This window comes from Pseudodesulfovibrio sp. JC047, assembly GCF_010468615.1.
GTDB lineage: Bacteria > Desulfobacterota > Desulfovibrionia > Desulfovibrionales > Desulfovibrionaceae > Pseudodesulfovibrio.
The window spans coordinates 23,632-49,520 of the sequence record NZ_WUEH01000003.1 but is presented as its reverse complement, the minus strand read 5'-3'; the positions used below and the strand labels follow the sequence as shown (position 1 = coordinate 49,520).

Below are 25,889 nucleotides of genomic sequence, written 5' to 3'. Positions count from 1 at the left end.
TGGAGAATTGACTATGGCTGAACACACAACACAAACCGCTTCCGAGGTCCCGAAGTCCATTGGGGGAGCCAAGCAGGGCGTCAAGATAGGCGTTGTCCTTTCTTTTGTTCTGGTCATTTCATTGGGGATCCTCCTTCTTGCCAACCGGGCTGTCACTGGCAAGGAAGTCGGGGTTCTGGACAATTTGCAAAAACGATTCGACATTTTGACCCATGTCAGGAGCGAGGTTATCAGCTCCTTCCTTGACAATTTGTCTCACCATGGTGACCGGCTTATCAAATCGGATCTCTTTCGGTTGTACGCATCTGAAATCGATGAATTTGACGGCGACTTATCGAGCCTTTTCGGGACGATTTATGCCGAGGACGAAGTCGATGAAAGTGGCGTTGTCCTCGCTGAGCAGTTGCCCATGATGGAGAACATGCTCAGGGAGTTTTCAACGTATGCCGGGTTCATCAATGCGCGTATTTTGAGCCGGAGTGGTGAAGCGTATATCGCTACTGACGGGTATTTGCCTCCCATGAAGGATTCGCAAATTACTGATGCGCAGGCCGCGATTGAAACCAACAGACCGCGTTTTTCGCCGCTCAGGAAAACCGTGCAGGGCATTGTGATGGACGTGTATGTCCCTATTTACCCTCCGGATGCGGTTGGCGGAACTGATGAAGTTTCACCGGAAGGAGCGGTCGGTGTCCTGATGATGACCCGGCTTGTGTCCGGCAAGATTACGGAAATGCTGTCCAATTCAGCTTTGGACACCAAGGGCCAGAAAATACGGCTTGTCCAGAAGGATGGCGATATTTATCGGGAAGCGACTCCTTGGAATGTGGAAGGATTCAAGGAAGTCCCTAAAGGCATTACGCTTGATGCCGATGGGAATTTGCCTTTTGGCATCCGTCCGAGTGTCGATAACGGGAATCAGAAAGTGTATTCTTCGGGAGTGAAGATTCCGGGATTGGAGTGGTGGCTGATTCAGGAAATCGATTATGATGCTGCTGTTGCGCCAATCAATAATTTCACCCGGACCGTGTATATCGTGGCTGGTCTGGGGATTTTGACGGCATTTCTCGTGGCCGGTTTGGCCTGGTGGATTTTGACTGGAGTTCAAAGCCAACGAGTGGCCAGAGAGTTCAAGGCTTTGGCAACGCAGATTGATGATCAGAAACGGTTTATCGATTCCATCAACGCCAATATCGATGAGTTTATCACCCTCAAGGATGCGGAAGGACGGTATACCTATGTCAACGATGCCTTTGCCCATGCTGTCGGGCGGAGTAGGGAAGAGCTGATCGGCATGGATGCTGCTGCGGTTTTTGGTTTTGACACGGCGAAACGACTGGAATCAATCGATCAGATTGTCATGCGGGAAAACCGGAAAGAAACTATCAATGAACCTATTTTCCTGCGTTCGCAGCGGCATCAGTTCCAGATTTCCAAGTCTCCATATTGTGGCAGTGACGGAACGTGTGCAGGATTGGTTGAAGTGTACCGGGATATTACGGAATTCGTCGCGGCTCAGGAACAGAATAAACGACTCATCAAGAGTGCCATGGAGGCCTTGGGCAGTACCATTGAGGCGGCTGACCCGTATCTTGGTGGGCATACCAAGTTGTTGGCTGGTTTGTCTGTTGAAGTTGCCAAGGCGTTACATTTGCCTGAAATGGATGTGGCCGAGATCGAAACCGCGGCTAATTTGTCCCAGATCGGCAAGATGTTTGTGCCGAACGAGATTCTTACCAAGCCCGGCAAACTCACCGATGACGAAATGGCTCTCATGGAAGAGCATGTCGAACACGCGTATCGTATTCTCAAGGATATTGATATCGACGAAGGAGTGCTGCTGGCCATTTATCAGATGAACGAGCGTCTGGATGGGTCCGGATATCCCAAACAGCTCAAGGGGGACGACACGATCATGCTGGCGCGTATTTTGTCTGTTCTCAATGTTTTCTGCGCCATGATTCGTCCAAGATCTTATCGGGGTGCCAAAGAGCCTGAACAGGCTTTGGGGATTCTGTCCAGTGAGACGACGAAGTTTGACAGCGCCGTGGTCCAGGCTCTGGCCGATGTCATCAAGACTCCCACAGGTGAGAAATTGCTCACACCAAAAGAATAGTCCATCATATCCATCTGGTTGTCCGGCCCTGACGAGAGATCGTCAGGGCCTTCTTTTTGAGAAGGAGGGGGTGGGGTCGAGTGAGGGGCAAAGGCTCGTGCGGAGCCGGAGGAGAAGTTCGGTGTCAGTGTGTGGGCGATGGAAAAGAGGGACTGTCAATTTTATCGAGAAGTACCCTGCGGCATGTGTGGCCTAGAGTCAAGATGGTTCGGGGGAGGAACGAAGCACGAAGCGACGACGGGAAATGTTTCTGGACAGAGCGACCGAAAACGTGTGCGAGATTGGGGCGTACAAGGGCATGCGGCAAAGGCCTTTTTAGGATGAAACGAAGTTGTAGAGAGATGCCGTGGGGGGATTTTAGCCACGAAAAAGGGGACAGTCTGTGGACTGTCCCCTGATGTTCTCGCGTGTAAGGTCGCTTATTGTTCAGCAGGAAGTTCGTCGTAGGTGTTTGAGGCGACTTCCAGGGTCTTCATGAGCTGGCCTTCAAGAGCCAGGAATTTGTACAAGGTGAAATTGCGATTGCTGGTGGACGTTTCCAGCTGGACCTTGTTGCTGAAAACTTCGTTGGTTGCATCCAGCACATCCAGCAGGGAACGCTGACCGACGTTGAACTGCATCAGATACATATCCAGGGATTCCAGGCTGTATTGGAGTGCTTCCTGATATTTTTCAATCTGACCGATGCTTGATTCGTATTCGGCCCAAGCTGCGGCTACCTGACGGATCAGATCGTCCGTGGTGTCCTGCAAAGTCGATTTGGCTTCGCGAACACGGGCACTCGCTGTCCTGACATCGTTGTAATCACTCATTCCGTTGAACAGGTTCCAGTTGGCGCGCAGCATGGCTTTGTCATCCTGCACCCAGGAATCGGATCCGTCCAGATCATCGGTGTTGCGATGGGCGTAATACACGTCGATTTCCGGATACATGGAGGATTCAAGAACACCCTTGGTGCGCTCAGCCACTTCGATCTCGGCTTTGTACACGGCGATCTTGGGGTTGTTTTCCAAGGTGATATCCAGAATTTGCTCAGCGGTAGCCGGGATGTATTCGGGATTGTATTCGGGATCATCAAGGACTTTTGGCGTCACACCAACGGTGCGGGCGTAGTCGGCTTCGGCTGCCCGAAGCTGGCCGATGTACGTGACCAGTGTGGTCTCGGCACGGGCGACACGGCCCTTTGCCTGCATTTCGTCAGCCTTGTTACCGGCTCCACCTTCAACGCGTTCGGTAATGGAATCGAGCAACTGCTGGTGCGCGGTGATGTTTTCACCGGCCAGATTCACGAGTCGACGGATGCGAACCACGTCCACATGGGCGCGGACGGCATCCAGTGCCACGGTTTCGACATTGTCCACCAAGCGGCCTTCAGCGGATGTCAGGCGGGCACCTTCCCGTTTGTAATCGCTCCAACGGTCAAAGCCGTCGAAAATCGGTTGCGAGACAGAGACTGTGACATCGGTGGGTGTCCGGGTGTGTCTGTCCACGTTGGTGGAACGAGTGAGGGCACTGCTGTACTCCTGCCAACCGGCTTCACCTGTGAGGTTGAGAGACGGAAAGAAACGGCCCAATGCGGACAGTTGTGCCTTGGATACGGCGTCCCTGTTAAACAGCATGGCCTTGATTTTCGGGTGTTGTTTGACAGCGGCAACGACACTGTCTTTCACCGTCATGCCCGTGTCCGTCTGAGCCATTGCTGGAACAGACAAAACAAGGGAAAAGAAAAGTGTTGCGAGAACAAGTTTTTTCATGATGATCCCCATCTAATTAAAATTCAATTCCTTACTGGAAAAGTTATAGCCACAATTATAAAAATGTGTCAAGGCGTTTGCTATGAATAGGTCCTTGGTGTTATTCTTGTTCAACTGCTTTGAATCTATTGAAATCTTTTAATTCGACGCAACGTATTTACCCGGGATTTTCTCCCGGTTTTGTTGGCAGGCAGGAATTGTTCTCAGAGGAAAAAGCAGGATGTTTTTTGCAGATTGTGCATTGAGAGAATGGCAGAAACAGATAGTCAGTCGGTGTTCATGCCGGACTGTATCAGGTGATTGATGAGATCGTCCGTTGTGGAGTCGGTGTCGAGACCATAGTCATGCATGGGGAGGTCTGGCTGTGAGACGCCAAGCAGTTTGACGACGATATCGTCTGTGTCCGTGTCGTTTTGACTGACAATGACTTCGGTCAGGTCATGTTTTGTATCCACGATAACATCTTTGACGGACATGCCTTCGGGGAATTCCAGAGTGTGGCTGCCCACGGTGAAATTGGACACGATGATCTCGTTTTCCCCGTGTTCCAGGACGGAAGGATCAATGAAGAAACTGTCTTGATCCGAGTCTGTCTCGTCGAGCGAGACAGTGGTCAACAGGGTGTCTTCTTCCAGATCGACAAGGAGATGACTGGTGGAAGATGTGTCTGCCATGTCCACGATGTCGTCGGTAACGATTGACCAGGCTCCATCATTTTCCTGTATAAGACTGAATGTTTCCTGAGTGCCATGTTGATTGAAGTGCGCGGTGTCAAAAAGTACGGTGAGGAGTGAATTTTCATTGGCCAGCACCCAGTTCCCGTCGTCTTTGAGAAAATGCAGGTCGCTTGAGAAGTCAACGGCATCTTCCGATACATTGGCAATGAGAAAGAACCGAATGTCCGGGGTGTCCTGGAAAACGGAAACAAGCTGGCCGAGCATGGCCGTATCAGTACAGTTGGCAAGGACAATTTCCGGTTCGACCGGTACATCTCCGTCGAGAGTGTATGTACCGAGCATCGTCGTCTTTTGCATTGAAGTATCGTCAGTCATAATGCTCTCCTTCGCAAGGAGAATTCTCGTGCTAGCCAGGAAAATCGCCTCCGGCCTGATGTGTCAGGCCGGAGGCGGGGTTTCTGCGTTAGAATTGGTCGGGTGAGTCGATGATCTGCTGGATCACATCGTTCACATTGTCAGTTGCAAGATCGACATTGGCACTGATGCCGTCGTGGCTGGAGACCACGCCGTTCAAGGTGATCACGATATCATTGCTACCAGAGACGTCCTCAAGAGTCAGAACGAGGTCGCTGCTGCCGGAATCCGATGTGATCATCAGACTGCGGTCGCCAAGTGCGTTGAGATCGAGCTGGTCGCCGTGCGTGATGTCGAAGTCCGTGACTTCCAGTGTGCCATCGTCGCCGATGTAGGCCGGGTCAATGGTGATGGTGTCGGCTCCATCGCCCAGAGTGACGATGTCGTCGCCCCCGCTGACATAGATTTCGTCGTCTCCGGCCAGGCCGAAGATCACGTTGTCAGTGTCATCGCCGAACAGGGTGTCATTGCTGGCTGTGCCGACAATGACCGAGTTATCACCGGCCTGGGTGATCGGGAATTCCAATGTCGCCGTGCTGGTCATGCCATCGGTGTCGGCGATCTGGTATTCGAAGGTTTCCACACCGGGACCGTTCATCTGATCGACCAGAGTTGGGTCTGCGGTGTACTGGAATGACCCATCCGTATTGAGCGTCAGGGTTCCGTATTCACCTTGAATCGAGCCTGTATCAGCCGTATCGCTGGTGGTGTCGGCCAGGGAGACATAGCCGTCTGTTCCAGTGGCGCCGAGGACCACGAGGTCCGTATTGGCACCGGAGGTTTCGACATGGTCAACGTCTTCCGCATCGAAGTCGTTCAAGAGGACGTTTCCAGACATGCCTCCCGGTATCAGCGCTGCCGCGATCCAGACCGTGCTGGTGGCGGTTCGGTTGGAACTCAGTGAATCGAGGTGGAAGGAGTTCAGCAGATTGTGATGTGTCTGAATCTCGACACTCGTGATGGAGCCGGTGGCAGTGAAGACGCCGTTGGCAAAGGAGCCGGAGCCACCCGTCACCGAGAACGTGGGGATGTCGCTGGGATCAAGATCACCAAGCGAGAGGGTCACTGTGGATTGAGCCTCGTCAAAGTCGATGATCATGGTCTCGTATATCCAGCCGTCCATGTTGGGATCAGAATCACCACCTGGTTCATTGGTGTTGATGACACCCAGACCGTCGCCGCCCGGGAGCTTGACGACATTGATAGGCATGATGCCCCAGCCGTCGGCACTGATCGTGAAGCCCGCTCCGTTGTATTCTCCATTGGAGAAGGTCCCGTCAAAGGTCATATCGACGGTGTCGGTGGATTCCGTTGAGGTCTGCCAGTACCCCGGAGTGAACTCCATGCCCGCGTAGACGTCATTGACGGCCACGGGCGCGTCGTCCGCACCGTTGATCAGGAAGCTGATGGTCGCTTCATCGAAGCCACCCTGGCCATCGCTGATCTGGTAGGTGAATGCCTCGGTGCCGGTCTCACCAATGCCCAATGCATCGGCCTGCGGCTGATCCGGGTCGTATTCATACGTGCCGTCCGCGTTGATGGTGAGTGTTCCATACGTGCCGACTATCACGGAGGTGTCAGCGTCGTCGCTGGCCGTGTCGGTGAGCTGAGTGAACGGATCGTGACTGGATTCGTCACCGAGCGCGATGCCAACGACTGTCAGGGCGTCGGACGGGTCCGGATCGGAATCGTTATCAAGCACATTGCCTGTGGCTGTGGTGCCTGCGGTACTGGTTTCGGTCAGGATGTTCTGCAACAGGCTGTTCAGATCAGCCGGGTCGTCGAGGTCGATGCCGTCACCGACTTCATTGATCTGGTTGATGTACTGCATGTTGGAGGTGCCCATCTGGATACCGACACCGATGACTTCGGCGTCACCGTGCAGCGTCGCCAGCTCATCCTGCCAGTTGCCGGTGTTGTTGGGCCGACCATCCGACATGAAGATGGCATGGGTCTCGATGCCGTTGCCTTCATTGGCTACCCAGGTATTGGCAGCACTCAGGGCGTCTTCGTAATCAGTGGAACCACTCGCGTTGAAGGAGTTCACGAAGTTGCGGGCACCCTGGTATTCCGTGGTGCTCGGATCGTCTGTCAACGTGAAGGTGCGCGTGACGGTGTTGCCGTCGAAGTCGATGAGTCCGACCTTGATCGAGCCGCCGCTCATGGTGACCTGTTCCTGGAGGCTTTCCAACATTTCGTTAAGCGCGGCCTTGGCTTCGCCCATCCTGTTGTTGGTTCTCATGGACCCTGAGGTGTCCACGATCAACAGATAGTTGACCGGGTTTGTCTCGAAGTTGGTCCCGCCTTCGGTGACCACGTTGAACCCATAGGTGTCGCTGTTGAGATCGATATCGTACAGGTCATCAACAGCCACTGGATCGTCGTTGGTCGAGAAGACGTTGAGTGTGACCTGCGCGTTGTCTGACAATCCGCCGTCCGTGACGGAGTAGGAGAAGTGCGCCGGTCCGGTGTAGCCATCTTCGGGAGTGAAGACCAATTGGCCGTTGACTTCCGAGACGGTTCCAACAGTGCCGCCCGAACCGTCGGCATTGGCCGTGGCAACTGCATCGAAGGATTCGATGGAGAGCGGATCGCCGTCCGGGTCGGAATCGTTTGTCAGCACATCGAGTGTGGTGGCGGTCCCTTCCGGCACGTCCTGCATATCGTCGCCAGCCACTGGGGCCGCGTTTTCGATCGTCACACTGACGTTGAGCAGACCGTAATCCACGCCGCCGTCCGTATCCGTGATCTGATAGGTGAATGTTTCGGATATTTCACCTGTCTGGTCCGGATTCGGGGTATAGGTGTATGCTCCGTTAGCACCGATTTCCAAGACTCCATGGGTCCCTTGAATAAAGGCACCCTGGCTGTCATCAGTCGTACTGAAGGTGCCGGAGTCGGGGGTGAAGTCAATGCCGGTGTAATCCGGGAGGTTGTCCAGATCGCCAGTCGCGATGCCGGTCACCACTAATTCCGTGGTCCCTTCGAGTTCCGGGGTAGCAGGGTTGTCACCCTCGGGGTAATCGATGTCTTCAACATCCCAGTCATTGGCAAGCACGTTGCCTTCCACGATGGGCAGGTCGCCGACGCCGGTTGTGACCGGAGTCAGAGCGATATCACCCTTGAGCGAGAACCGATCACTTTCGGTCTCGGGCGACAGCGTCAGGCTGTCAAAGGGCGTACCATCGTTGGTCGTCACGGTATAGCTGTTGCCGGTACCGGGAGTGACGATGAGGTACGTGGGTTGCGAAGTGTCCGTGGTCAGGGTGGTGGTGCCACTCTGCGCTTCAAAGACCGGATCACTGGTGCCATGGGTCAGAATGTCGAATTCAACAGCGGACTGGTTTTGGACGAAGTTGATGGTCAGGGCCTCATCCGGTCCCTGGTTGTCAACGGCCCTGTCACCGATGCTGTTGCCTTCACCGGCTGTCTTGATACCCGTATGCGTGATGCCACCGGTCGCCCACTGGTACACGTCGCCCACATTGGCGGAGAAGGTGTACGGCGGGGTGCCGTCCGGGAGCGGCTCGACGGGAATGAAGTGGCCGGAAGCCTCGCCGAAGTCATTGACCGCGACGGGCGGGTCGTTGTCGCCGTTCACCGTGATGGTGACGGTCGCAACGTTGGAGTCATCGTCGCCGTCATTGGCAACGTATTGGAAGGAGATGTCCATGGTCTCGCCTTCACCCAGATGGTCATAGGCGGGATTGTTCTGATCGAACTGGACATCGCCGGTCGGTGTCAGGGTGACGCCGTCCGGGAGGTCGCCCACGACGCTGAATGAGGTGATGGCGTCAGGAGTTGTCCCGGGGACCGTCTCGCCGGTATCCGGGTCATAGTCATCGCCGCCACCGGAACCATCGCCCACATTGCCGAGGGTCACGATACCGCCGTCATTCACTTCGTCGGCCTGATAGGCGTCGTCAAGTGCGACAGGAGCGTCGTTCAATCCCTTGACTTCGATGACCAGGTTGGCGGTCTGGGCAACAGGATCGTTGTCCACGGTATCGCCATCGGTCATGGTGTAGCTGAAGGTTTCAGTCGGATTCACGCCCTCGGGCAGTGTCTCGTCTGTGGCGGTATAGGTGTAATTGCCGTCCGATCCTATGACCAGCGTGCCATGGGCACCCGTGATGGTGAGCGGATCTGCACCGGTGAAGTCGTAGGTGGTGCCGTCGAATTCAACCTGCGTGAGGGACATTTCACCTGCGGTGGTATCCGGGTCGAGGTCGTTGTCGAGGACATTGGCCGTGACGCTTGCCATTCCGGCGAAGGAACCTGTGTCAGGTTCGTACACGGATTGGCTGTCAGCGACAGCGGTTGGGTCCTGATCCACGGGCGCGTCGGGCAGAATCTTGATGGTTACAGTAGATGAACCGGCAGGATCGACCAGTTCGCCGTCTGTTCCGGGCAGACCGGAATCGATGGGAATGTAATCGAAGGTGTCGGTGTTGGTGAACTCGGCATCGATGTAGCGGAGTTCCCAGTTGGCACCATTTTGCGCACCGTACTCAACGGTACTGAATTCGATGGAGGAGAAGGTGTTGCCTTCGCCCAGCTGACTGGCATCGAGCACAAAGGCTTCGAAGATGTCTCCGCCGGAATTGTTGACTTCGCCGCTGGCAACCACGGCACCGTCCGCATCGTATGCGGTCCAGGTGGCGAATGCCTGCTGAGAACTGCCGGGGTTGAAGTACCCGCCAAGTCCGTCAAAGCCGATTTCCGCATAGGAGACTTCCGCGCCGTTGAAGGACACGGTCAGGACATCGTCAGTCGTGCCGTTGAGACCGTTGCCTGTTTCATCGCCGATACCGAAGCCGATATGGCCGGCTTCCTGGTTGTATTGGGTGAGTTCGGCTGGATCGCCGTCGCGTGTCACACTGGTGGTGACGGTCACGCCGTCGAGTGTCAATTCATACGATCCATCGCCTTGTTCGGTCCCCCATCGACTCAGGTCCGCGTCACTCGCGACCCGGGAACCGAGGAGAACGCCGTCAATGGCTTCCCCGTCCGGGATGTACGAGAGCTGATTGAGGTCGAACTGCGTTTCGTTGTCCACATCGGCCTGAGTGACCGGTGTCTGTGTCGGACCGTAGACGAGCTGGCCGTTGTCGGGCAGATCGGTGATCATGATATCCAGTTCCTGGCCGGTGTATGACGGATCTTCCGGGTCGGTCACATGATCGTCGCCGGACACCACATCGTCTTCGCCGAGGAACGGAACAGGAGCACCTTCCAGACCGACGGTCATGGTGAAGTCTTCGCCGGTGGGCGCTTCATTCACATTGCCGACGGTCACGGTGATCTGGACGTCCTGTCCAACCGCGCCGGAGGAATCGACTGGTGAAACCGTGACAACATATTCGCCACCGTCTTCATAGTCGAACCCTTCTTCGCCGCCGACCGCGATCAGTGTGTCGCCGTCCATGCGGAACAGGGCCGGGTCAACGGCCACGCCGTCGAGTTCGACTCCATCGATGACGTAATGGACAGCGTGTCCTTCCACATCTTCGGAGCCGAGTTGTGCGACAGCCGTGTCGCCGGGGGTGTTCTCGATGACCGAGAACATGGGCAGACCGTCCGCGTCGTAGGAGGCCACGGATATATTGTCGATGCCATAGGCCTCGTCAATCACGCTCTGGTTCAGGGTGTTGAGGAAACCCACGGACAGATTCTGTCCGGGATCATCAATGGTAATGGTGACATGGTGAATCTGGTCGGACCAACCACGGAAGCCGAGGTCCTGTCCGTCCGGGGTGACCGGAGTCACGGTCAGGGTGATGCCCGGAGTCACGTATGCGGGACCGCCGGGAATCGGGCCGTCAGGAGAACCGTGGTGCAGTGGGAACATCGCGGTTTCACCATTGACCGAGACGCCGAACCATTCGCCGTCCCAGGAGTCGATTTCATAGAGATCGAATTCAAGGGTGACGGAATCGGCCTGATCGGCCACCGGGAAGTCCTTGAAGGCATCCGATGTGCCGGAGAGGTTGCCGAAACGCCCCATGAAGTCGGTCATGATACCGTCTGTTTCCGTCACGGGTGCGTCTTCGACGCCGGTCCAGGTGATGACTTCCCATCCCTCGGAACCATTTTCGAAGTCAGCAATCGGGGCGGTGATGCTGGTGATGACGGGCGCGTCATTGGACCCTTCCACGGTCACGGTGATGGTGTGGCTGTCCGTGCCGTCATAGGACGTGACCTCAAAGGTCTCGGTAAAGGACTCGCCGTCATCCATTTCCTGGACCACAGACAGGGTGTTGTCGATTTCATAGGTCCATTCGCCAAGTTCGTTGATGGAGAATGTGCCGCCATTGGCCGTGTTTTCCGTGGCCGGCTGGAAGGTGTCCTCGATATCAATCTGGACAGGATTGCCAGCCAGGTTGGTGAAGGTCGCCGGATCGGTCGGGTTGACATCCGGGTCGTCCACGGACAACTGTCCGCCGGTTTCCAACATTTCGGCAGCCGGTTGGACCACGATGTTGCCGAACTCGTCGAGCACGGTTTCGTCGCTGTCCGTGAAGTCATCCGGAGCGTCAGTGCCACTGGCCCAGGTAGACGGGTCATTGGGGTCAACAGGTGTTTCAATCCATTGGATTTCTGTCACCGTTCCCTGATCCGCGCCAGGTTCGGCGATAATGGTGGCCATGTCATTGCTGCCGGTCACCTGGAAGGTCACTGTTGCGGTGTCCGTGTCCGGATCATTGTACGCATTGGGGTCGGTGGACAGGAAGTCGTCACCATCCGTAAGCAGATAGGTGAAACTTTCCGTGGCGGTGACACCCTCAGCAAGCGCGTTTGTCGCTTCAGTATCCGCAATGTATCGGAAGTTGCCTTCGTCATCCATGTAGAGGCGTCCGTAAACACCCTGGACGAAAACGCCGTCACTCAGCGAGTCGCCCACGGGCAGGAAGGTATCGCCGTCAACTGAGAGACCGATAACCTGCAAGTCTGTGAGGTCGTTGGCATTGTTTTCGGTATCCGGAGCACCTGTTTCACCATAGGCAAACTGGTCCGGGTCCCAATCGTTATCCAGAACGTTTCCTGCGGACACGTTGGAGGGCAGGTCACCCGGTTCGAAGTCCGAGAGATCGCCCAGAATGGCGGGAAGCAATCCGTCAAAGAGATGGCTGCTGCTTCCATCGGTCACGTCACTCAGTTCGGTGACCTGGAAGATGCCGTCGTCTTCGGCGACTGGTGTATCGTTGGCCGCAATCACATGCAGGGTGAAGGTCGTGGAGGCCTCGCCTTCGTCGCTCATGGTGCCCTGACCATCGATGTCGTATGGATCAGTCGGGTTCGAGTTGTCGTCCCTGACCGTGACCGTGAAGTCGCGATCCGTGGTGTTCGGGGTGTCGTCTTCGCTGTCTATTTCAAACGTGATCCGCTGCATGGCGCGTTCGAATTGATTGAATCCGGGCGTGCGTCCGTCGGCCGCTTCCATGACGACCGATCCGGTGTTGTTGTCGATGGTGACAAGCACACCCCTGAACTGGAAGACCGTGATGCCGTCGGAGTCGTCGCCGTCAATGGTCTGGATACGCGGATGGGGGTTTCCGTTGGCGCGCAGGACATCAAAGCCGAGCACGTCGCCGTCGAACCGGACATCCTGTGTCACGGTGACAGAGAGTTCCGCCCCGATGTTGTCCACGTCGGAGAGCTGCACTCCGTGTCTGCCGAGGATGTCCACGGCACCGGAGCCGATTTCGTGGGCACCGTCTTCAACAAACTCACCGTCAGGCCGGTTGGGCCGCGTGATGCGAACGGTGGGATTGTCGTTGTTGCCGAAGATGGTGATGTTGAGTTCGGCCTCGTTGCTTTCAACGGAGTCACCGTAGCTGTTGCGTGCGGTGTAGTAGAATGTTTCCGTGACACTGTCATCCACATTCAGCGCGTCCACTGCGTCATTGTCATTATCAAGGACGTAAGTGTAACTGCCGTCGGCCTGGATGGTCAGGGTGCCGTATTCACCGTCAATGACCACCTGCTGTGCCGAGGTCCCGTCCGAGGTGTCAGTGTCGTCGTACACGTTGATCGTTTCCAGCACGCTTCCGCCATCATCCTTGGTGGAGATGTCGGAGACGAATATCTGGGTGTCATCCACGTCCGTGTCGGCCACACCGCCGAACGCATCGCCGCCAACGACATTGCCGGTAATGGTACTTGCGGCCAGCATGTCAATGCCGTCATTGAGCTGGGACGCACCGTATTCGATGATGGAATTGGCGTCGTTATAGGCCACGGGCGCGTCGTTGTTGCCGTTGACCGTGATGGTCAGCGTGGCTTCGTTGGACTCCACGCCATCTTCATAGGTGTTGCGCGCGGTGTAATAGAATGTGTCCGTGAGGGTGCCGTCATAATTGAGGGCTTCCACATCGGGATTTTCGTTGTTCACCACGTATTCGTATGAGCCGTCATGCTGGATGGTCAGTGTTCCGTACAGCCCCTGAAGAATGACTTCCTGCGCTGCCGTACCGTCCGAGGTATCGGTGTCGTTATAGACATCAACGTCCTGATCGACCGCCCCTTCTGCACCGTTTCTGGTGGAGACATGCGAGACAAAGATGCCCTGCGGTGTCTGGCCGGGTTCGAAAACAGCGTCGATATCATCGACATCCGTATCCGGGGTGCCGCCGACCATGTCGCCCATGATGATGTTGCCGGAAACCGTGTCGGAATACGGTTCGGCTTCGTCGGGGAGCAGATGCACGCCGCCGAGTTCCTCGACAGCCGCCGTGTCATTGAATGCCACGGGTGCGTCGTTGTTGCCGTTGACCGTGATGGTCAGTGTGGCTTCGTTGGACTCCACGCCATCTTCATAGGTGTTGCGCGCGGTGTAATAGAATGTGTCCGTGAGGGTGCCGTCATAATTGAGGGCTTCCACATCGGGATTTTCGTTGTTCACCACGTATTCGTATGAGCCGTCATGCTGGATGGTCAGTGTTCCGTACAGCCCCTGAAGAATGACTTCCTGCGCTGCCGTACCGTCCGAGGTATCGGTGTCGTTATAGACATCAACGTCCTGATCGACCGCCCCTTCTGCGCCGTTTCTGGTGGAGACATGCGAGACAAAGATGCCCTGCGGTGTCTGACCGGGTTCGAAAACAGCGTCGATATCATCGACATCGGTATCCGGGGTGCCGCCGACCATGTCGCCCATGATGATGTTGCCGGAAACCGTGTCGGAATACGGTTCGGCTTCATCGGGGAACAGATGCACGCCGCCGAGTTCTTCGACAGCCGCCGTGTCATTGAATGCCACGGGTGCGTCGTTGTTGCCGTTGACCGTGATGGTCAACGTGACTTCATTGGACTCCACGCCATCTTCATAGGTATTGCGCGCGGTATAATAGAAGGTGTCCGTGAGGGTGCCATCATAATTGAGGGCGTCCACCTCGGGATTTTCATTATCCACGACATATTCGTATGAACCGTCCGCGCTGATGGTCAGCGTGCCGTACAATCCCTGAAGGATGACTTCCTGCGCCGCCGTACCGTCCGAGGTGTCGGTGTCGTTGTAGACATCATGTTCTTCGGTGACTGAATCGCCTTCGCCCTTGGTGTAGACGCGAGAGACGAAAATGGCCGTGTCGTCCGCATCGGTGTCAGCGACGCCGCCTTCTGCGTCACCAGCAATGACATTGCCGGACACTGTATCGGTGTATGGTTCGCTCTCGGAGCCGGGCAGGGTGAATCTGTCACCGAATTCCTGCACCGCATTGGCATCGGAATACGCCACGGGCGCATCGTTGGCCCCATTGACCGTGAAAGTCAGGTTGGCATAGTGCATGGCCCCTGAATCATCCATCACGGCATAGGTGAATTGATCGGTCCCGGGGTTCTCGTAATTGAGACCTTCCAGATCAGTGTTTTCAGCGTCGTTATCCAGTGTATAAATATACGTCCCGTCAGCGTTGACGGTCAGGGAACCGTACTGTCCCTGAACCGTGAAGGTCGTCTGGGCCGTCGGGTCGATATTGGGATCAATTTCGCCGTCGAAGGTGTCTTCCACAAGCGGGAAATCGATCTGATTGTCGCTTTCAAGGAAGTGGGCATAGAGACCCATCACAAAGAGGTCGGTTTCTTCGCCGGGCTCGTTGACCAGATCATTGTCATCCACATCGGAATCATTGATCAGCACGTTGCCGGTCGCACCAACTGCCACGGTGTAGTCGTGCAGTTCCGCACCGATCTGTCCGTCACGGACTTCCCAGGCATACACGCCGCTTTGGCCGACATTGGAGGTATCTTCCACGTTGACGAAATCGCCAGTGCCGGACCCCATGACCAGACCGAAATGGGAGCCGTCGCCAGCTGTCCAGCCAGCCGTGGGATCACTATCGTCATACCCACTTTGCCAGGTCACATCGTCATAGCGGTATTCTATGCCGAAATCCCCGTTGCCGAGGTCGTGCAGTCTGATTTGAACGAAGTTGCCGGTTTCACCCTGGCTGATGTCCGGGGTGTCATATGAACCAACGCCTTCCCAGGTGATCGTGACGATGCCGTTTTCCGTATCGACGTGCGAGTACATCTTTCCGCCTTCAAGGAAGCCGGTGTCACTGGGATCGAGACTGAAATCATCATATTGAATGGCAATGAGCGGACCATCGGTGTAGTCGGCAATGCCATCCGCGAGATAGGAGGTGTTTTCATGACCAAAGGAGATCAACCCATTGGTGGAAACGTAGATGTCTGTCGCTGCGTCATAGTTGGTGCCATAGAAATTCAGTCCATTGGTGAAGACAGCAGACAGGTCAAGCTGGAGTGCCTCGTCGTCTTCACCGGTCAGAATTTCCGTGCCGTATCCTTCAACACCGGGCGTGGGATCAACCAGATCACTGCCGGGTTCAAGCACCATCTGAGCTGCCGAGCCTTCATCTTCTTCGCCGGAGACGGGATAGCCATCCGGGTATTGGTACCCAGTGGAATCGCCCTGCTCAATGGCTTCGATATTGGTATCGGCAACAGCATACGGAGCGTCATTGCTACCAAAGACCGTGACAGTCAGTTGGGAGGTGTTGCTGACGCCGCCAATCGGATCGACAATATTGTAGTCAAAGACTTCTTCGAAGGTCTCGCCTTCTTCAAGCCGGTCAGCCAGTTCTTCATTTAAGGTATATGTATACTCACCTGTCGGTTCGATGAACAGTGTCCCGTACAATCCTTCGACAGTCTGACCTTCTGGTGGAATTTCGACCGGACCTGGATTTTCTCCAGCGGAATCAACACCATCGTAGTCAATGGTATTCATGCGCAGCGATTCATTGGGATTGGCAGGGTCGGCATCGAAATCGTTGGCAATGAGATTGCCGTTGATGGTCCCTTCGCCAGGATTTCCATCGTCAGGGATGTCCAGGACAAAGCCGTCGCCTTCCGTTCCAATTGCGAAAAAGTCGCCCTCTGATTCGGCTCCGGCATATCCTTCGTCTCCAGGACGCAAGACGTGCGAGGCCGGATCGAAATCCACATCGCCGGTTTCGGTAATGTCATCGAAATCGTCATTGGTTACGGGGAGGGTGTTTTCATCGACGCCGGGCAGTTCATCCAGTGAAGTTTGAGCATAGACTTCACCCTGACCGCCGAGCGCGTCAAGGCCGTCACCGAGCTGGCCTGGGTCATCAGAGTATTGTCCGGCCCCTGAGCCGCCCGTTGCTCCGTCGGCTGCTGTCTCAAGCTCTGTCTCTTCGCCATCAGCCGTTTCGGAGAATGCAAAGAGGTAGACATCGCCAGCCACTTGTTCGCCATCCATCATTTCGAAGGTTGGTAGAGAACCGGCATCTGCAAGCGATTGGTAATCTTGGAGGATGACCGTTCCACCGCCCTCAAGGGCGATTTCAAGGTTGCCATTGTTGCCGGTAAAGACGGCTTCGGCAATGTCGAAGTCGAATCTGACCGGGGTATCAGGTGTCAGCTGATACGTCTGGGTCTGTCCTGCGCCAGGGAGTGAAACCTGAAGCATTTGGGTCGTGGAATCAGCCATGATGTCCTCCTAAAATTGATCTATGCAGCGATAAAAAAAAATCTATCTAGTTACTTTATTATATAACGATGAAACAGTTTATAGTCAATAAAGTAAAGAAGCGTGAAACCAATGACTTACAGTGTGGATAAATAAGAAGAACACCCTCGAAAGGCCCGGCGTACAGCGGAATATAAAAAAGACGATTATTGTCTTTTACAAGACTTAAGTTAAAGTTTTAAACAGGTGTATGTTAGAAAATAATTTGTCTAGACATGAATTATCCCCTGAGAGAGGTATAAAATAACAGTCTCATATATCACCATAAAAAAACGAGAGCGGCAGAACTCAGTTTTTTTTCAAAAGAAAGTCGACTTGTGATGTATCGGGTCAGACGTTGAGTATCGAGCTTCTGATAGCGGTCGATTCTTGCGTATTTTGTCAGGGGTGGATGATTCTGGGAATGATTTTTATCAAAGCGGGAGTGGGGTCTCGGAAACGGTGTGAATCCGTGGGGCAAGTGCAGGGGCTTGTGAATGAAGACGTGATGAATCAGCAGGAATATTTAGAATAAATATTCAAGTATTCAAAAGTATTGTGCCGCATCTATTGGGGCTGATTGCGGCCTTTATTCCCCAGGCGAATAGGGGATTGAAGGCCAGTGGTTTGTGCTGATGGTTAGATTTTGAGTGAGGTCATGAACATGGGAGCAGTTCCTTCAGCGCAGTGATAGCCACATTGCTCATAAAATCCGATGGCCTCACCGTAGGCGACCAGGACTTTGTGGGGAACGTCGGCGTATTTCTCCGCGACGGTGTCCATGAGGTGTTTCCCAATGCCGTGTCCCTGATACGCTGGGTGAACGAGCATATAGTGTATATATGCGGCCATGTGCCCATCGGACAACACGTTGACGAGTCCGACGAGTTTTTCGCCATCCCAGGCGGTAAAAACGGAGGTGGAAGACTGAATGGCCTGAGTCAACTGCTCTGGGTGGTTGCCCGAGTCCCAGTCCAGCGCAAGGAAGAGTTCTTGCAAAGCGAGCATATCCAGGTCTTTGTTGTCGGCGTAGCGGTACATGGTCTATCCTGTGTTTTTTCGGTGTATGCTTTCACAATAATTCAGGCTTGCAAGGCTGTCCAATACCTTGTTTATATGGAGGAATATGCATTTGGTCTGGTTTATTGCAAATAATTTAAATTCTTTGTTGACAATGAACGACACTTTGAGCAAATTGGCAGTCCCAACAGCGTGGGGCTGTAGCTCAGTTGGGAGAGCGCTTGAATGGCATTCAAGAGGTCGTGGGTTCGATTCCCTCCAGCTCCACCACAAGAAAGTTAAGGACTTCAAGTGATTACTTGAAGTCCTTTTTCTTTTGTTTGGGGCTGGAAAACGGTTCCGTGTCCCCAATATGTCCTATTTGGATTTTTTTTGTGTTTTTGTAGTGTTGTAAGCTATCACTCAACTTGAGAAAATGGGCCACCCAACTTGAGAAAGTTGCACGGCCCATTTTCTTGTTTGGCACACCCTCTGCTACGCGTGCGTGTTGAAGGTTTGAGTTAGATGGTCCAGCCTGCTAGGTCTTTGAGGCGGGTGCAGGCTACTTCAAAGTAGGTGTTGGAGAGTTCCATGCCTATGAAGTGTCGGCCCGTTTCGAGGCAGGCTTGGGCCGTGGTGGCGGAGCCTGCGAAGGGGTCGAGGATGGTGCCGCCTTCCGGGGTGATCTGGAGGAGGTCACGAAGAAGCGGGACCGGTTTTTCGGTCAGGTGTTTGCGTTTGGTGCCGCTAACTATGGAGTGACGGAAGACGCCGGGAAGGCATCGGTCGGTTGCCGGGGCCAGTTTGCCTTTGCTGCCGACGAGGACGAACTCGCATTGTTTCTTGAATTCTCCCTTGCTGGGGCGGGCTGTCGGCTTGTCCCATATCACTATATTACGCCAGAGCCAGCCTCCGGCTTGCAAGGCGTCGGTCATGGCCGGGAGTTGTCGCCAGTCGGTGAACATCATGATGGGCGCACCGGGTTTGGCGACGCGGTAGGCTTCGGACAGCCAAAGCGTGGCCCATGTGATGAATGACCGCTGGTCCCGGTTGTCGCCGGGGAAGTCTGCGAACTTCTTTTGTGCGGCTGAGCTTTGGTACTTCTTTGATGGAGCTTGTTGCCGTTGGCCGACTGTCAAGCCGCCTGTGCAATACGGCGGATCTGTCAAGACGGCATCGACGCTGCAATCATCCAGCGTTTTCAGGGTTGCCAGAGCTTCGCCCTGACACATCGTGGCATTTCCAATCTGAATCTTCATGTGAGTCCTCGGTGGAGGCTCGTTGGCTTTCTATGTTGATGCTCGTGGCTTTCAGGTGATTCAGTGTTCCGCAACGGGGACACTTGATTTGAAGGTTAACCGCCTGCCCTTTGGCGAGCAGGCGGTTGCAATTGCCACAACGAATTTCATTTTTCATCTTTCACTATCTTTACGATTGCCCCGGTCTCCTGCTATTTCCTTTGTGCCTGTACAGGTACATGGAATAGCGGATACTTTGCGGAATGGTTGCTGCCATCCGTGGGGCCGTGGTGCGGTGGTGGTACATCGCGCCGGTAGGGGCGGTTCAAGGCCCCTGCCTGTTCCTCTTGAGAACGGCCCGTCGGATTCGTCCGGCGGGTCTGTGTCTTTTCTTGGCCTATTCGATTGTCAAAGAACTTAAGAAATTACTCTGAGGGTTCGTCCGGCCACTCCACGGCCTCGGGGAAGCCAGGCTGCTGAGGCACATCCCGGAGGGCCTGTATATATGCGTCCAAAGGAGCGATAGATTCGGTGGGAATCAGTCCAAGCCGTGTTTCCGATTGATGACGCTCGATGCGCCAACGCACATTCTCTATTTTGGCGTCACGGACGGCACGCTGTTCATTCGCTGTCGAAACAGGGAGCACCCATGTACCATCCGCTTGGGCAATCATGTCGCTCTGTGGACGTTGTTCGGTCATTTTCACCCAGCCCTTGCCGGGGTGCTTGCCGCCGATTTGTTGGAGAGAGCCGTCGATCTTACCGTAAATATCCATTAAAAAGTCCTCCCAATTGTTATGCGGCAAAGTGCGAAACAAGCTGTGTCATTACTACCATGGCCGCCACCAGCTTTATTGCTTACAGTAGAGACGGCACCATCTCCGGTTTGAACAACCACCGCACCTCTAACGGTACTGGCAAAAGTACCATATCCTTTAGTAGTCTGCGAAAAGGAAGTATTGGCCCACACTCCATTATGGTAGATTTCCGCCACAACATTTGCAGGAACCCCTTGCCCAAATGGATTCAGCTCAACATACCTCGAATTTGTTGTAATATTTGCCCCACCGTTGACATCGCGCACTGCATAGATTCCAGGAGCATAGGGATACACCTCAATCATGGTACCGCCAGATACAACGGCTTTTCCTAAATAGATGCGTTGAGAAGTGCCTTTGTAGAGAGTAGGGTCAAATGACCAGTCAGGTTCAAAAATGGGGATCAATTCAGCAATCATCAAGTTCGTACCGTTACAAGCGGTAACGTCTATCTCAAAGGATTTGGCATCAACCGGAGAAGCAAACATAAAATTCCTGCGCTCGCCAGCTGTCCAACCTGTTTGATCTGTCTGAGAATCAACAACCGTGTCAGGTGTATCCCCTGTTCCAACTTTAAAATTCCACGTTTTTGGTTCTTTTCGTGATGTGTAGGTCAAAGGAGTGCCGATAATGGCGTAGCCCGTCAGTTTGCGAGTCTTATCGAAAACGACCTTAAGCGTTCCAGATTTGGCTGTTGCTGACCAATCATCATAATTCGCAGAATACCATCTTTGGGAAAAGGCCTTCCACGCCCCATTGTTATTGTCCCATTCTGTGCTGGCAGAAATTATTCCTACCCCCGGCCAAACATAGCCATTGGCGGGAGCAAAAAGATCCAGTGTTTCGGCCAAACCTGTCGTATTGTAGACAGGCCGATCTTGCGTCGTTCCAAGTATCACCGAGCCATCTTCGGCTCGTTCGGCATAGATATAATTGTCACCTTCGCCCAAATTGTTTGAAGGGATGAGTCTGTCCGTGTTGATGCGCTCAACATAATCCTTTTCGCCATCAGCAATTGACAGCACCAACGGATCAGCAGCGGCCTGGACTGTCACTCCATCACCATTGATTGTGAGGAAATTGGGGAGGCCGTTCACATCTGTCGAACAGGCAATGATCGCCTGCCGGAGAGGGGCGATATCATGACTGTGGTTGATTGCGGCCTTGCCTGCCAAGGCCGCAGCTAACCCCTTTGGGCTGACAGCTCGCGCGGCGTCTGTCCCCGCAAGGGTTTCAGTAAGAGTCGCCAGCTCAACAAGCCCTTTGCCCGTTGTCGAGGCATTGCCCGGAAGCTGGTTGATAATAGCCTGAAATAAAGCGGCGTGAGCATCCTCGGCACTGGTATGATTGGCGATAGCCTGCGCCATCGCTTGAAACAGCAACTCGTGAGCGTTTGGATCAGCGGGATGATCCTTTAACGTGGACAATGCTCCGGCGTGGGCATTGTTGTCCTCATTATGTTGCGCAACCGTGCCAACCACCATTTCCTGACTGGCCAGCACCTTGGTCGTGTCCACGGTCAGATTGATGATGGCCGCGTTGTCAAATTTGACCGGCGCGGTGATGACCAACTCGACTTTTTCCGGGGCTTCCGGGTCCGGTTTCCATACCTCGGGATGGCTGCCGATCGCCAACAGGACTTCGCCCGCGTAGATCGCGACTTCGCGGATGTACCAGCCGCCCACGGTGAGGGGGACGTGACCTTCGAATTCGACTTCGCCGGATGCCGTGATTTCGATTCTTTGCAAACTTCCGCGCCATGTTTCATGAGCGAGTTCTGTTGATTGCGACGTGTGAGAAACGGACTGCCCATTGCCATCGCCCGTGGCCATATGCGTTGCCTGCAATTTGGTGCCGGTGACTTCTGCCTGCGCGTAAGCGTTGAGTCCGGCTTTCGTGAGAATCAGAGACATTCTTCCTCCTTATGCGTGAGTGCGGGCAACGGTGTGGGTATAACCGCCGCCATGCACATTGGTGATGATGTGTATTGCCGTTACTCGTTCCGGGAGCAACCGGATGCGGACGATGGAAATGGTTGTGCCACCTGCGGAGATGGTCACCGGGACGTTACTGGTTGCCTGTATGCCTGCCAATTTGGACCGGGCGGGCTTGGTTTCACCTGCGATCCAGCCGATGCGCTGGTAGTCCTCGCTGTTCATGCCTTCGAGTGCCGGGATTCGTGCTTTGAATTCTGCCCAGCGGTCAGGGTCTTCTGTGCGGACGTTGAGCATTTTTGTGTCCGGGTAGCCGAAATGGTCCAGGATGCGCGGCATGCCCATTTGCCCGCCGCCGAGCCGGTGCCATGCAAAGGCGCGGATGCAGCGGTCCTTGTATTTCGTCTCGGATTCCGAGGGGTGCCTGATGATGCCACGGCTTTCGGCGTGGGCGGCAATCATGGTCTCGTCGCAGGTCCATGGATTGAACTGATTGCGAAGCCAGATGATGTCTCGGCGAACTTCGTCCATGCTTCTGGCGAGGCCTTCCACGATCACGGCCAGTGGACCGGCGCGGTGGATGAGCGGCCAACGCAGGGTCTTGAAAAAGTACTCCTTGAAAATGGACATTACGCCTCCGTCGCCTCGGTTGTGGTCAACGTGAGGGAACCGAGCACGGCAAGGCCGTCAACCGGCACGGCCTGATCATTTGTTGGAGACGTCCAATTGACCTTTTTGACGCCACGCGCTGCCATGACCACGCCGGTCAGGCGGTCGAGCGGAACGTCTTCCCCGATCTGAAGTGGAGCCACTCCCGGTACGGTGGATGGGTCCGTGAACATGGCGCGGATACGTTGCTCGGCTTCGTCCTTGGCTGTCTCGGTGTGGGTGCCGGGGGCAAGGACCAATTCGCCGGAAATGGTCAGGGGAACAGGAGCAGGACCACGAACCTGCCAATCATCGTTGACGGGTGGACCGGATTGCACATCGTCGGGAAGTGCGCCGGTAGCAACGGCGTGGCGAACCTGTTCAAGCAGGTTGTCGGTGGGGATGCCTGCCGCGCCTTTGACGATGACGTCGACCGTGCCCTGGCCGCGTGGATGCTGATCCAGCACCTTGACCGCGACTACGCCCGTGACGCCGAGAGCCCATGAAGCATAGGCGTGTTTCGTCATGCCGTTGTTGCCGTTCCAGCGCAGGACATACCGCTCGCGGAGTCGGTCAAGCGGTTCGAGGTCCGCGCCTTCGCTGACAAGCCAGTCGGCAGAGTTGCCCACAACGTCCACGCCGGGAACGGCTGTAACAAGCTCGGTGATCTGACCGGCGGACGCATTCGAGGCTGCTCCGTATTCTTCGGATTCAACCGGAATGGACACTTCGTTTTGACCGTCCGCAATGACTGCCTTTTCGGTGGTAACATAGCGGTAGACGTTGCCGGTGCCGTCCGGTTTGGTGCGGACGATTTTCCCCTTGGCAATTGGTACGTTGCCTGAGGTGGAAACGCGGGCAAATCGGACACGCCCCTTGGTCTTGGTCCATTGCTTCCTCGGTGCCTCCACCTGTTCGGCGTGCCATTCCATCCATTCGTCGTCCGTGGCCTCTTTGGGTGCGGCCTGAATGAACACGGCGGCGAGGAGTTGGTAGAGCTGATAGAGTCCCCAGCAATAGATTTCCAGCAAGCCACGCACCACGCCCTTGTTGAGATTCAACCGCGTGGGAAGCCAGCCTTTGGCGGCGTATTCCTCTTGCACGTCTTCGACATGGCCAAAGACCATGGAGCGCACCTCGTCGAGGGTTTTAGATAACTGCGGGGTCGGCATCCTTGATCACCATTTCCTTTTTGGAGCGGTCGGTTTCGATCACGAGATTGCGGGCGTGGTCCTCGGTAATGAAACGGAACGAAGCATCGGCTCGGATGGAGAGTTCATCCCAATGCGTGATCGAACAGGACGCGGAACCGGGCTGGACGCGTGGGTCTTCATGCAATCTCCGTTTAACCTCGGCTCCAAAGCCGATACGGGCGGTCTCGCTGTTGTCGTCCATAACCCAGTTCGGCAGTAGGGAACCGAAATCCTTGTCATAAAACAGAGAACTAAGATATGTGGAGAGCCTGAGTTTAATATCCTGCACGCCGGTGGCGGGTCCGTCAGTGAGCACCAGCTCACCATTAGCGGCCACACGGGCCTGCATGGTTTCGTCGAGGGCTATGTCTTGGGCGAAGATGTCAGTCATGATAAAAAAGGGGGGCGTTTTGGATCGCGTGTTTCAAAAAGATCTTTTGAAAGAAAGTTATGCCGTTTATCCCAATTCTTTGAACTGGAAAGCAGTTTTGAAGCTTTATTATACGTTTTATCCAGATGATGAACTTGGTATGACCGAGAAAAATCTTGAAGAGTTTTATACGAAGAAAAATAGAATTCTTTTCAGCTATGATACAGATGCTGGCGGAGCCATAAAAAAAGATGTTGTTGACAAGCCTCCGCATAAGCTGATGGCGAATATGCAATATCTTGAAGAGCATGGATTGATCCATATTAAGCTGGAATACCCAGGACAAATTGTTCCTGACTCCATTATCTCCGCCCGAGGAATTGATTTTATTGAAGACGACGGCGGCCTTTCCGCTATCCTCAATACTGTGACCGTCAAATTTGATACTGAAAACATTCGGTCTTTGATTGAAGCAAAAGTTCTTCAGGCCGATATCCCTGAAGAAAAGAAAACAACTGTTGTCAAAATGATGAAAAATGCTTCCGGGAGCGTATTGAAAAAAATTATAGACAAATTGATTGAGAAAGCCGTTAGTGATCCGATGATCGTTATTAAGACGCTTGGCGAAGTTTTGGATAAGGCCTGCTAACGTCATATCGTCCCCCCGCTCCGGCTTCCGGCGTTGCTGTTGCCGGTGATGTTCATGTCGCCGCCGATGTCCACGTCGTCCAGCACCGTGAGGCGCGTGCAGATCATGGGACCGGCCAATTGATAACTGCCTTCCTGCTGGGTGTTCGCCTTGCAGGTGACGTTGCCGATTTGACCACCGGGACCAGAGGACTGGACATTGCCCTGCTGGATGATGAGCGGGCATTTGAGGGTCCAGACGGTGCCGATGGTTTCGGTTTTGCTGTCGCCGATCTTGACCGTGCTGTTGGCCGGGGTGACTTGGATCATGTTTTTCTCGGCGTCGATCTTGATGAACGTGCCGTCGCTGTGCTGGATAACGTAGGCACCGACCTCGCAGGCGGGTGCGCCGTTGCCGGTCCAGCGGAAATTCGAGATACGTGGGAAGTTCGGGTCGCCATCGTAATATTCAAGGTCACAGAGCGAATCGACCAACGGCGGACAGACCACGCCGCGATTCGGTCCGGCCCACATGATGGGAATTTCCACACGCGGAATGACCGGCTCTTTTTCGGCTACGGATTCGTCATTGCGAAGCGGCTGCACGTCTGCCCAGTAGCGACCACCCTCGGCAGGATATGTGGCGACGATCCGGGCCTTGCGCACCACGCGGTAGTAGGTGCGGAGGTTGGGCATGGCGATTTCGACAGCGCGTTGAATGAGGCGTAATAAGTTTGAGTTAGACATATAAAACACTCAAGGAGTTATCATAATGAGCAATGCTAAGTTGATTTTGGAAGATGGCAGTGAGTATTTGATTGATGCAGAGTCTTTGCATGTAAAAAAAGAATTTGAACGGGGGGAGCTTAGTTCTCTTAGTGATGAGGAATTGCCAAACATGGATGTTGCTTTCTCTTTGGCAAAAGAAGAAACGGTTACTGCGGACACTTTGCCGATAGCAGGAAATACAACAATTGAAATACGCACTGATGCGGAACCGTTGATAATAGAAAAAGCTAGAATTTGTGGTCCAAATGAAGAAGAGAGGCTTCAGGACGGCAATAAGAAAATTGAAATTACTGGATATAGTCAAAAGTAAC

Annotated in this window: 15 protein-coding genes and 1 tRNA gene; 4 read left to right on the top strand and 12 right to left on the bottom strand. The window is 54.4% G+C overall.

The window, feature by feature from the left end; translation table 11 throughout:
• Window positions 1-13: 13 nt before the first annotated feature.
• Window positions 14-2,116, top strand: coding sequence for an HD domain-containing phosphohydrolase (locus tag GO013_RS02525; RefSeq protein WP_163808477.1), 2,103 nt, complete (start codon window positions 14-16; stop codon window positions 2,114-2,116).
• Between the two features lie 419 nt (window positions 2,117-2,535).
• On the opposite strand, the gene GO013_RS02520 is transcribed toward GO013_RS02525, so the two are convergent.
• The 4 genes from GO013_RS02520 to GO013_RS02505 all read right to left on the bottom strand — a co-directional run bounded on the left by GO013_RS02520 (window position 2,536) and on the right by GO013_RS02505 (window position 18,003).
• Window positions 2,536-3,870 (bottom strand): TolC family outer membrane protein, encoded by a 1,335-nt coding sequence (locus tag GO013_RS02520; RefSeq protein ID WP_163808476.1) that lies wholly within the window; start codon window positions 3,868-3,870, stop codon window positions 2,536-2,538.
• A gap of 266 nt (window positions 3,871-4,136) precedes the next feature.
• Window positions 4,137-4,922, bottom strand: a complete 786-nt coding sequence (locus GO013_RS02515; RefSeq protein ID WP_163808475.1) for a hypothetical protein — start codon at window positions 4,920-4,922, stop codon at window positions 4,137-4,139.
• Between the two features lie 88 nt (window positions 4,923-5,010).
• Complete coding sequence (locus GO013_RS02510; protein WP_163808474.1) at window positions 5,011-16,944, bottom strand: VCBS domain-containing protein; 11,934 nt, start codon at window positions 16,942-16,944, stop codon at window positions 5,011-5,013.
• A 657-nt stretch (window positions 16,945-17,601) separates the two neighbouring features.
• Window positions 17,602-18,003, bottom strand: coding sequence for a GNAT family N-acetyltransferase (locus tag GO013_RS02505; RefSeq protein WP_163808473.1), 402 nt, complete (start codon window positions 18,001-18,003; stop codon window positions 17,602-17,604).
• A gap of 173 nt (window positions 18,004-18,176) precedes the next feature.
• Between GO013_RS02505 and GO013_RS02500 the strand changes: the two genes are divergently transcribed.
• A tRNA-Ala gene (locus GO013_RS02500) sits at window positions 18,177-18,252 on the top strand.
• Between the two features lie 230 nt (window positions 18,253-18,482).
• On the opposite strand, the gene GO013_RS02495 is transcribed toward GO013_RS02500, so the two are convergent.
• The 7 genes from GO013_RS02495 to GO013_RS02465 all read right to left on the bottom strand — a co-directional run bounded on the left by GO013_RS02495 (window position 18,483) and on the right by GO013_RS02465 (window position 24,183).
• The gene (locus tag GO013_RS02495; RefSeq protein ID WP_163808472.1) at window positions 18,483-19,220 is read right to left on the bottom strand and encodes a site-specific DNA-methyltransferase; all 738 of its coding nucleotides are present in this window, start codon (window positions 19,218-19,220) and stop codon (window positions 18,483-18,485) included.
• Window positions 19,150-19,377 (bottom strand): Com family DNA-binding transcriptional regulator, encoded by a 228-nt coding sequence (locus GO013_RS02490; protein ID WP_163808471.1) that lies wholly within the window; start codon window positions 19,375-19,377, stop codon window positions 19,150-19,152. Before GO013_RS02490 ends, GO013_RS02495 begins: the two co-directional genes overlap by 71 nt.
• 247 nt (window positions 19,378-19,624) lie before the next feature.
• Window positions 19,625-19,975: a phage tail assembly chaperone gene (locus tag GO013_RS02485; RefSeq protein ID WP_163808470.1), complete on the bottom strand. Its 351-nt coding sequence runs from the start codon at window positions 19,973-19,975 to the stop codon at window positions 19,625-19,627.
• Entirely contained in the window at window positions 19,975-21,930 is a 1,956-nt protein-coding gene (locus tag GO013_RS02480) for a phage tail protein (protein ID WP_163808469.1), read from the bottom strand. The genes GO013_RS02485 and GO013_RS02480 overlap by 1 nt, the downstream gene beginning before the upstream one ends.
• 9 nt (window positions 21,931-21,939) lie before the next feature.
• Window positions 21,940-22,581, bottom strand: coding sequence for a phage tail protein (locus GO013_RS02475; protein ID WP_163808468.1), 642 nt, complete (start codon window positions 22,579-22,581; stop codon window positions 21,940-21,942).
• Window positions 22,581-23,771: a baseplate J/gp47 family protein gene (locus tag GO013_RS02470; RefSeq protein WP_163808467.1), complete on the bottom strand. Its 1,191-nt coding sequence runs from the start codon at window positions 23,769-23,771 to the stop codon at window positions 22,581-22,583. Before GO013_RS02470 ends, GO013_RS02475 begins: the two co-directional genes overlap by 1 nt.
• Window positions 23,749-24,183, bottom strand: coding sequence for a baseplate assembly protein (locus GO013_RS02465; protein ID WP_163808466.1), 435 nt, complete (start codon window positions 24,181-24,183; stop codon window positions 23,749-23,751). The genes GO013_RS02470 and GO013_RS02465 overlap by 23 nt, the downstream gene beginning before the upstream one ends.
• Between GO013_RS02465 and GO013_RS02460 the strand changes: the two genes are divergently transcribed.
• Entirely contained in the window at window positions 24,182-24,811 is a 630-nt protein-coding gene (locus GO013_RS02460) for a hypothetical protein (protein ID WP_163808465.1), read from the top strand. The genes GO013_RS02465 and GO013_RS02460 overlap by 2 nt on opposite strands.
• 2 nt (window positions 24,812-24,813) lie before the next feature.
• On the opposite strand, the gene GO013_RS02455 is transcribed toward GO013_RS02460, so the two are convergent.
• Window positions 24,814-25,536, bottom strand: coding sequence for a baseplate assembly protein (locus GO013_RS02455; RefSeq protein ID WP_163808464.1), 723 nt, complete (start codon window positions 25,534-25,536; stop codon window positions 24,814-24,816).
• Window positions 25,537-25,561: 25 nt separating this feature from the next.
• On the opposite strand from GO013_RS02455, the gene GO013_RS02450 reads away from it, so the two are divergent.
• A complete protein-coding gene (locus GO013_RS02450; RefSeq protein ID WP_163808463.1) occupies window positions 25,562-25,888 on the top strand; it encodes a hypothetical protein in 327 nt (108 codons plus the stop codon).
• The last annotated feature ends 1 nt before the right edge of the window (window position 25,889 follow it).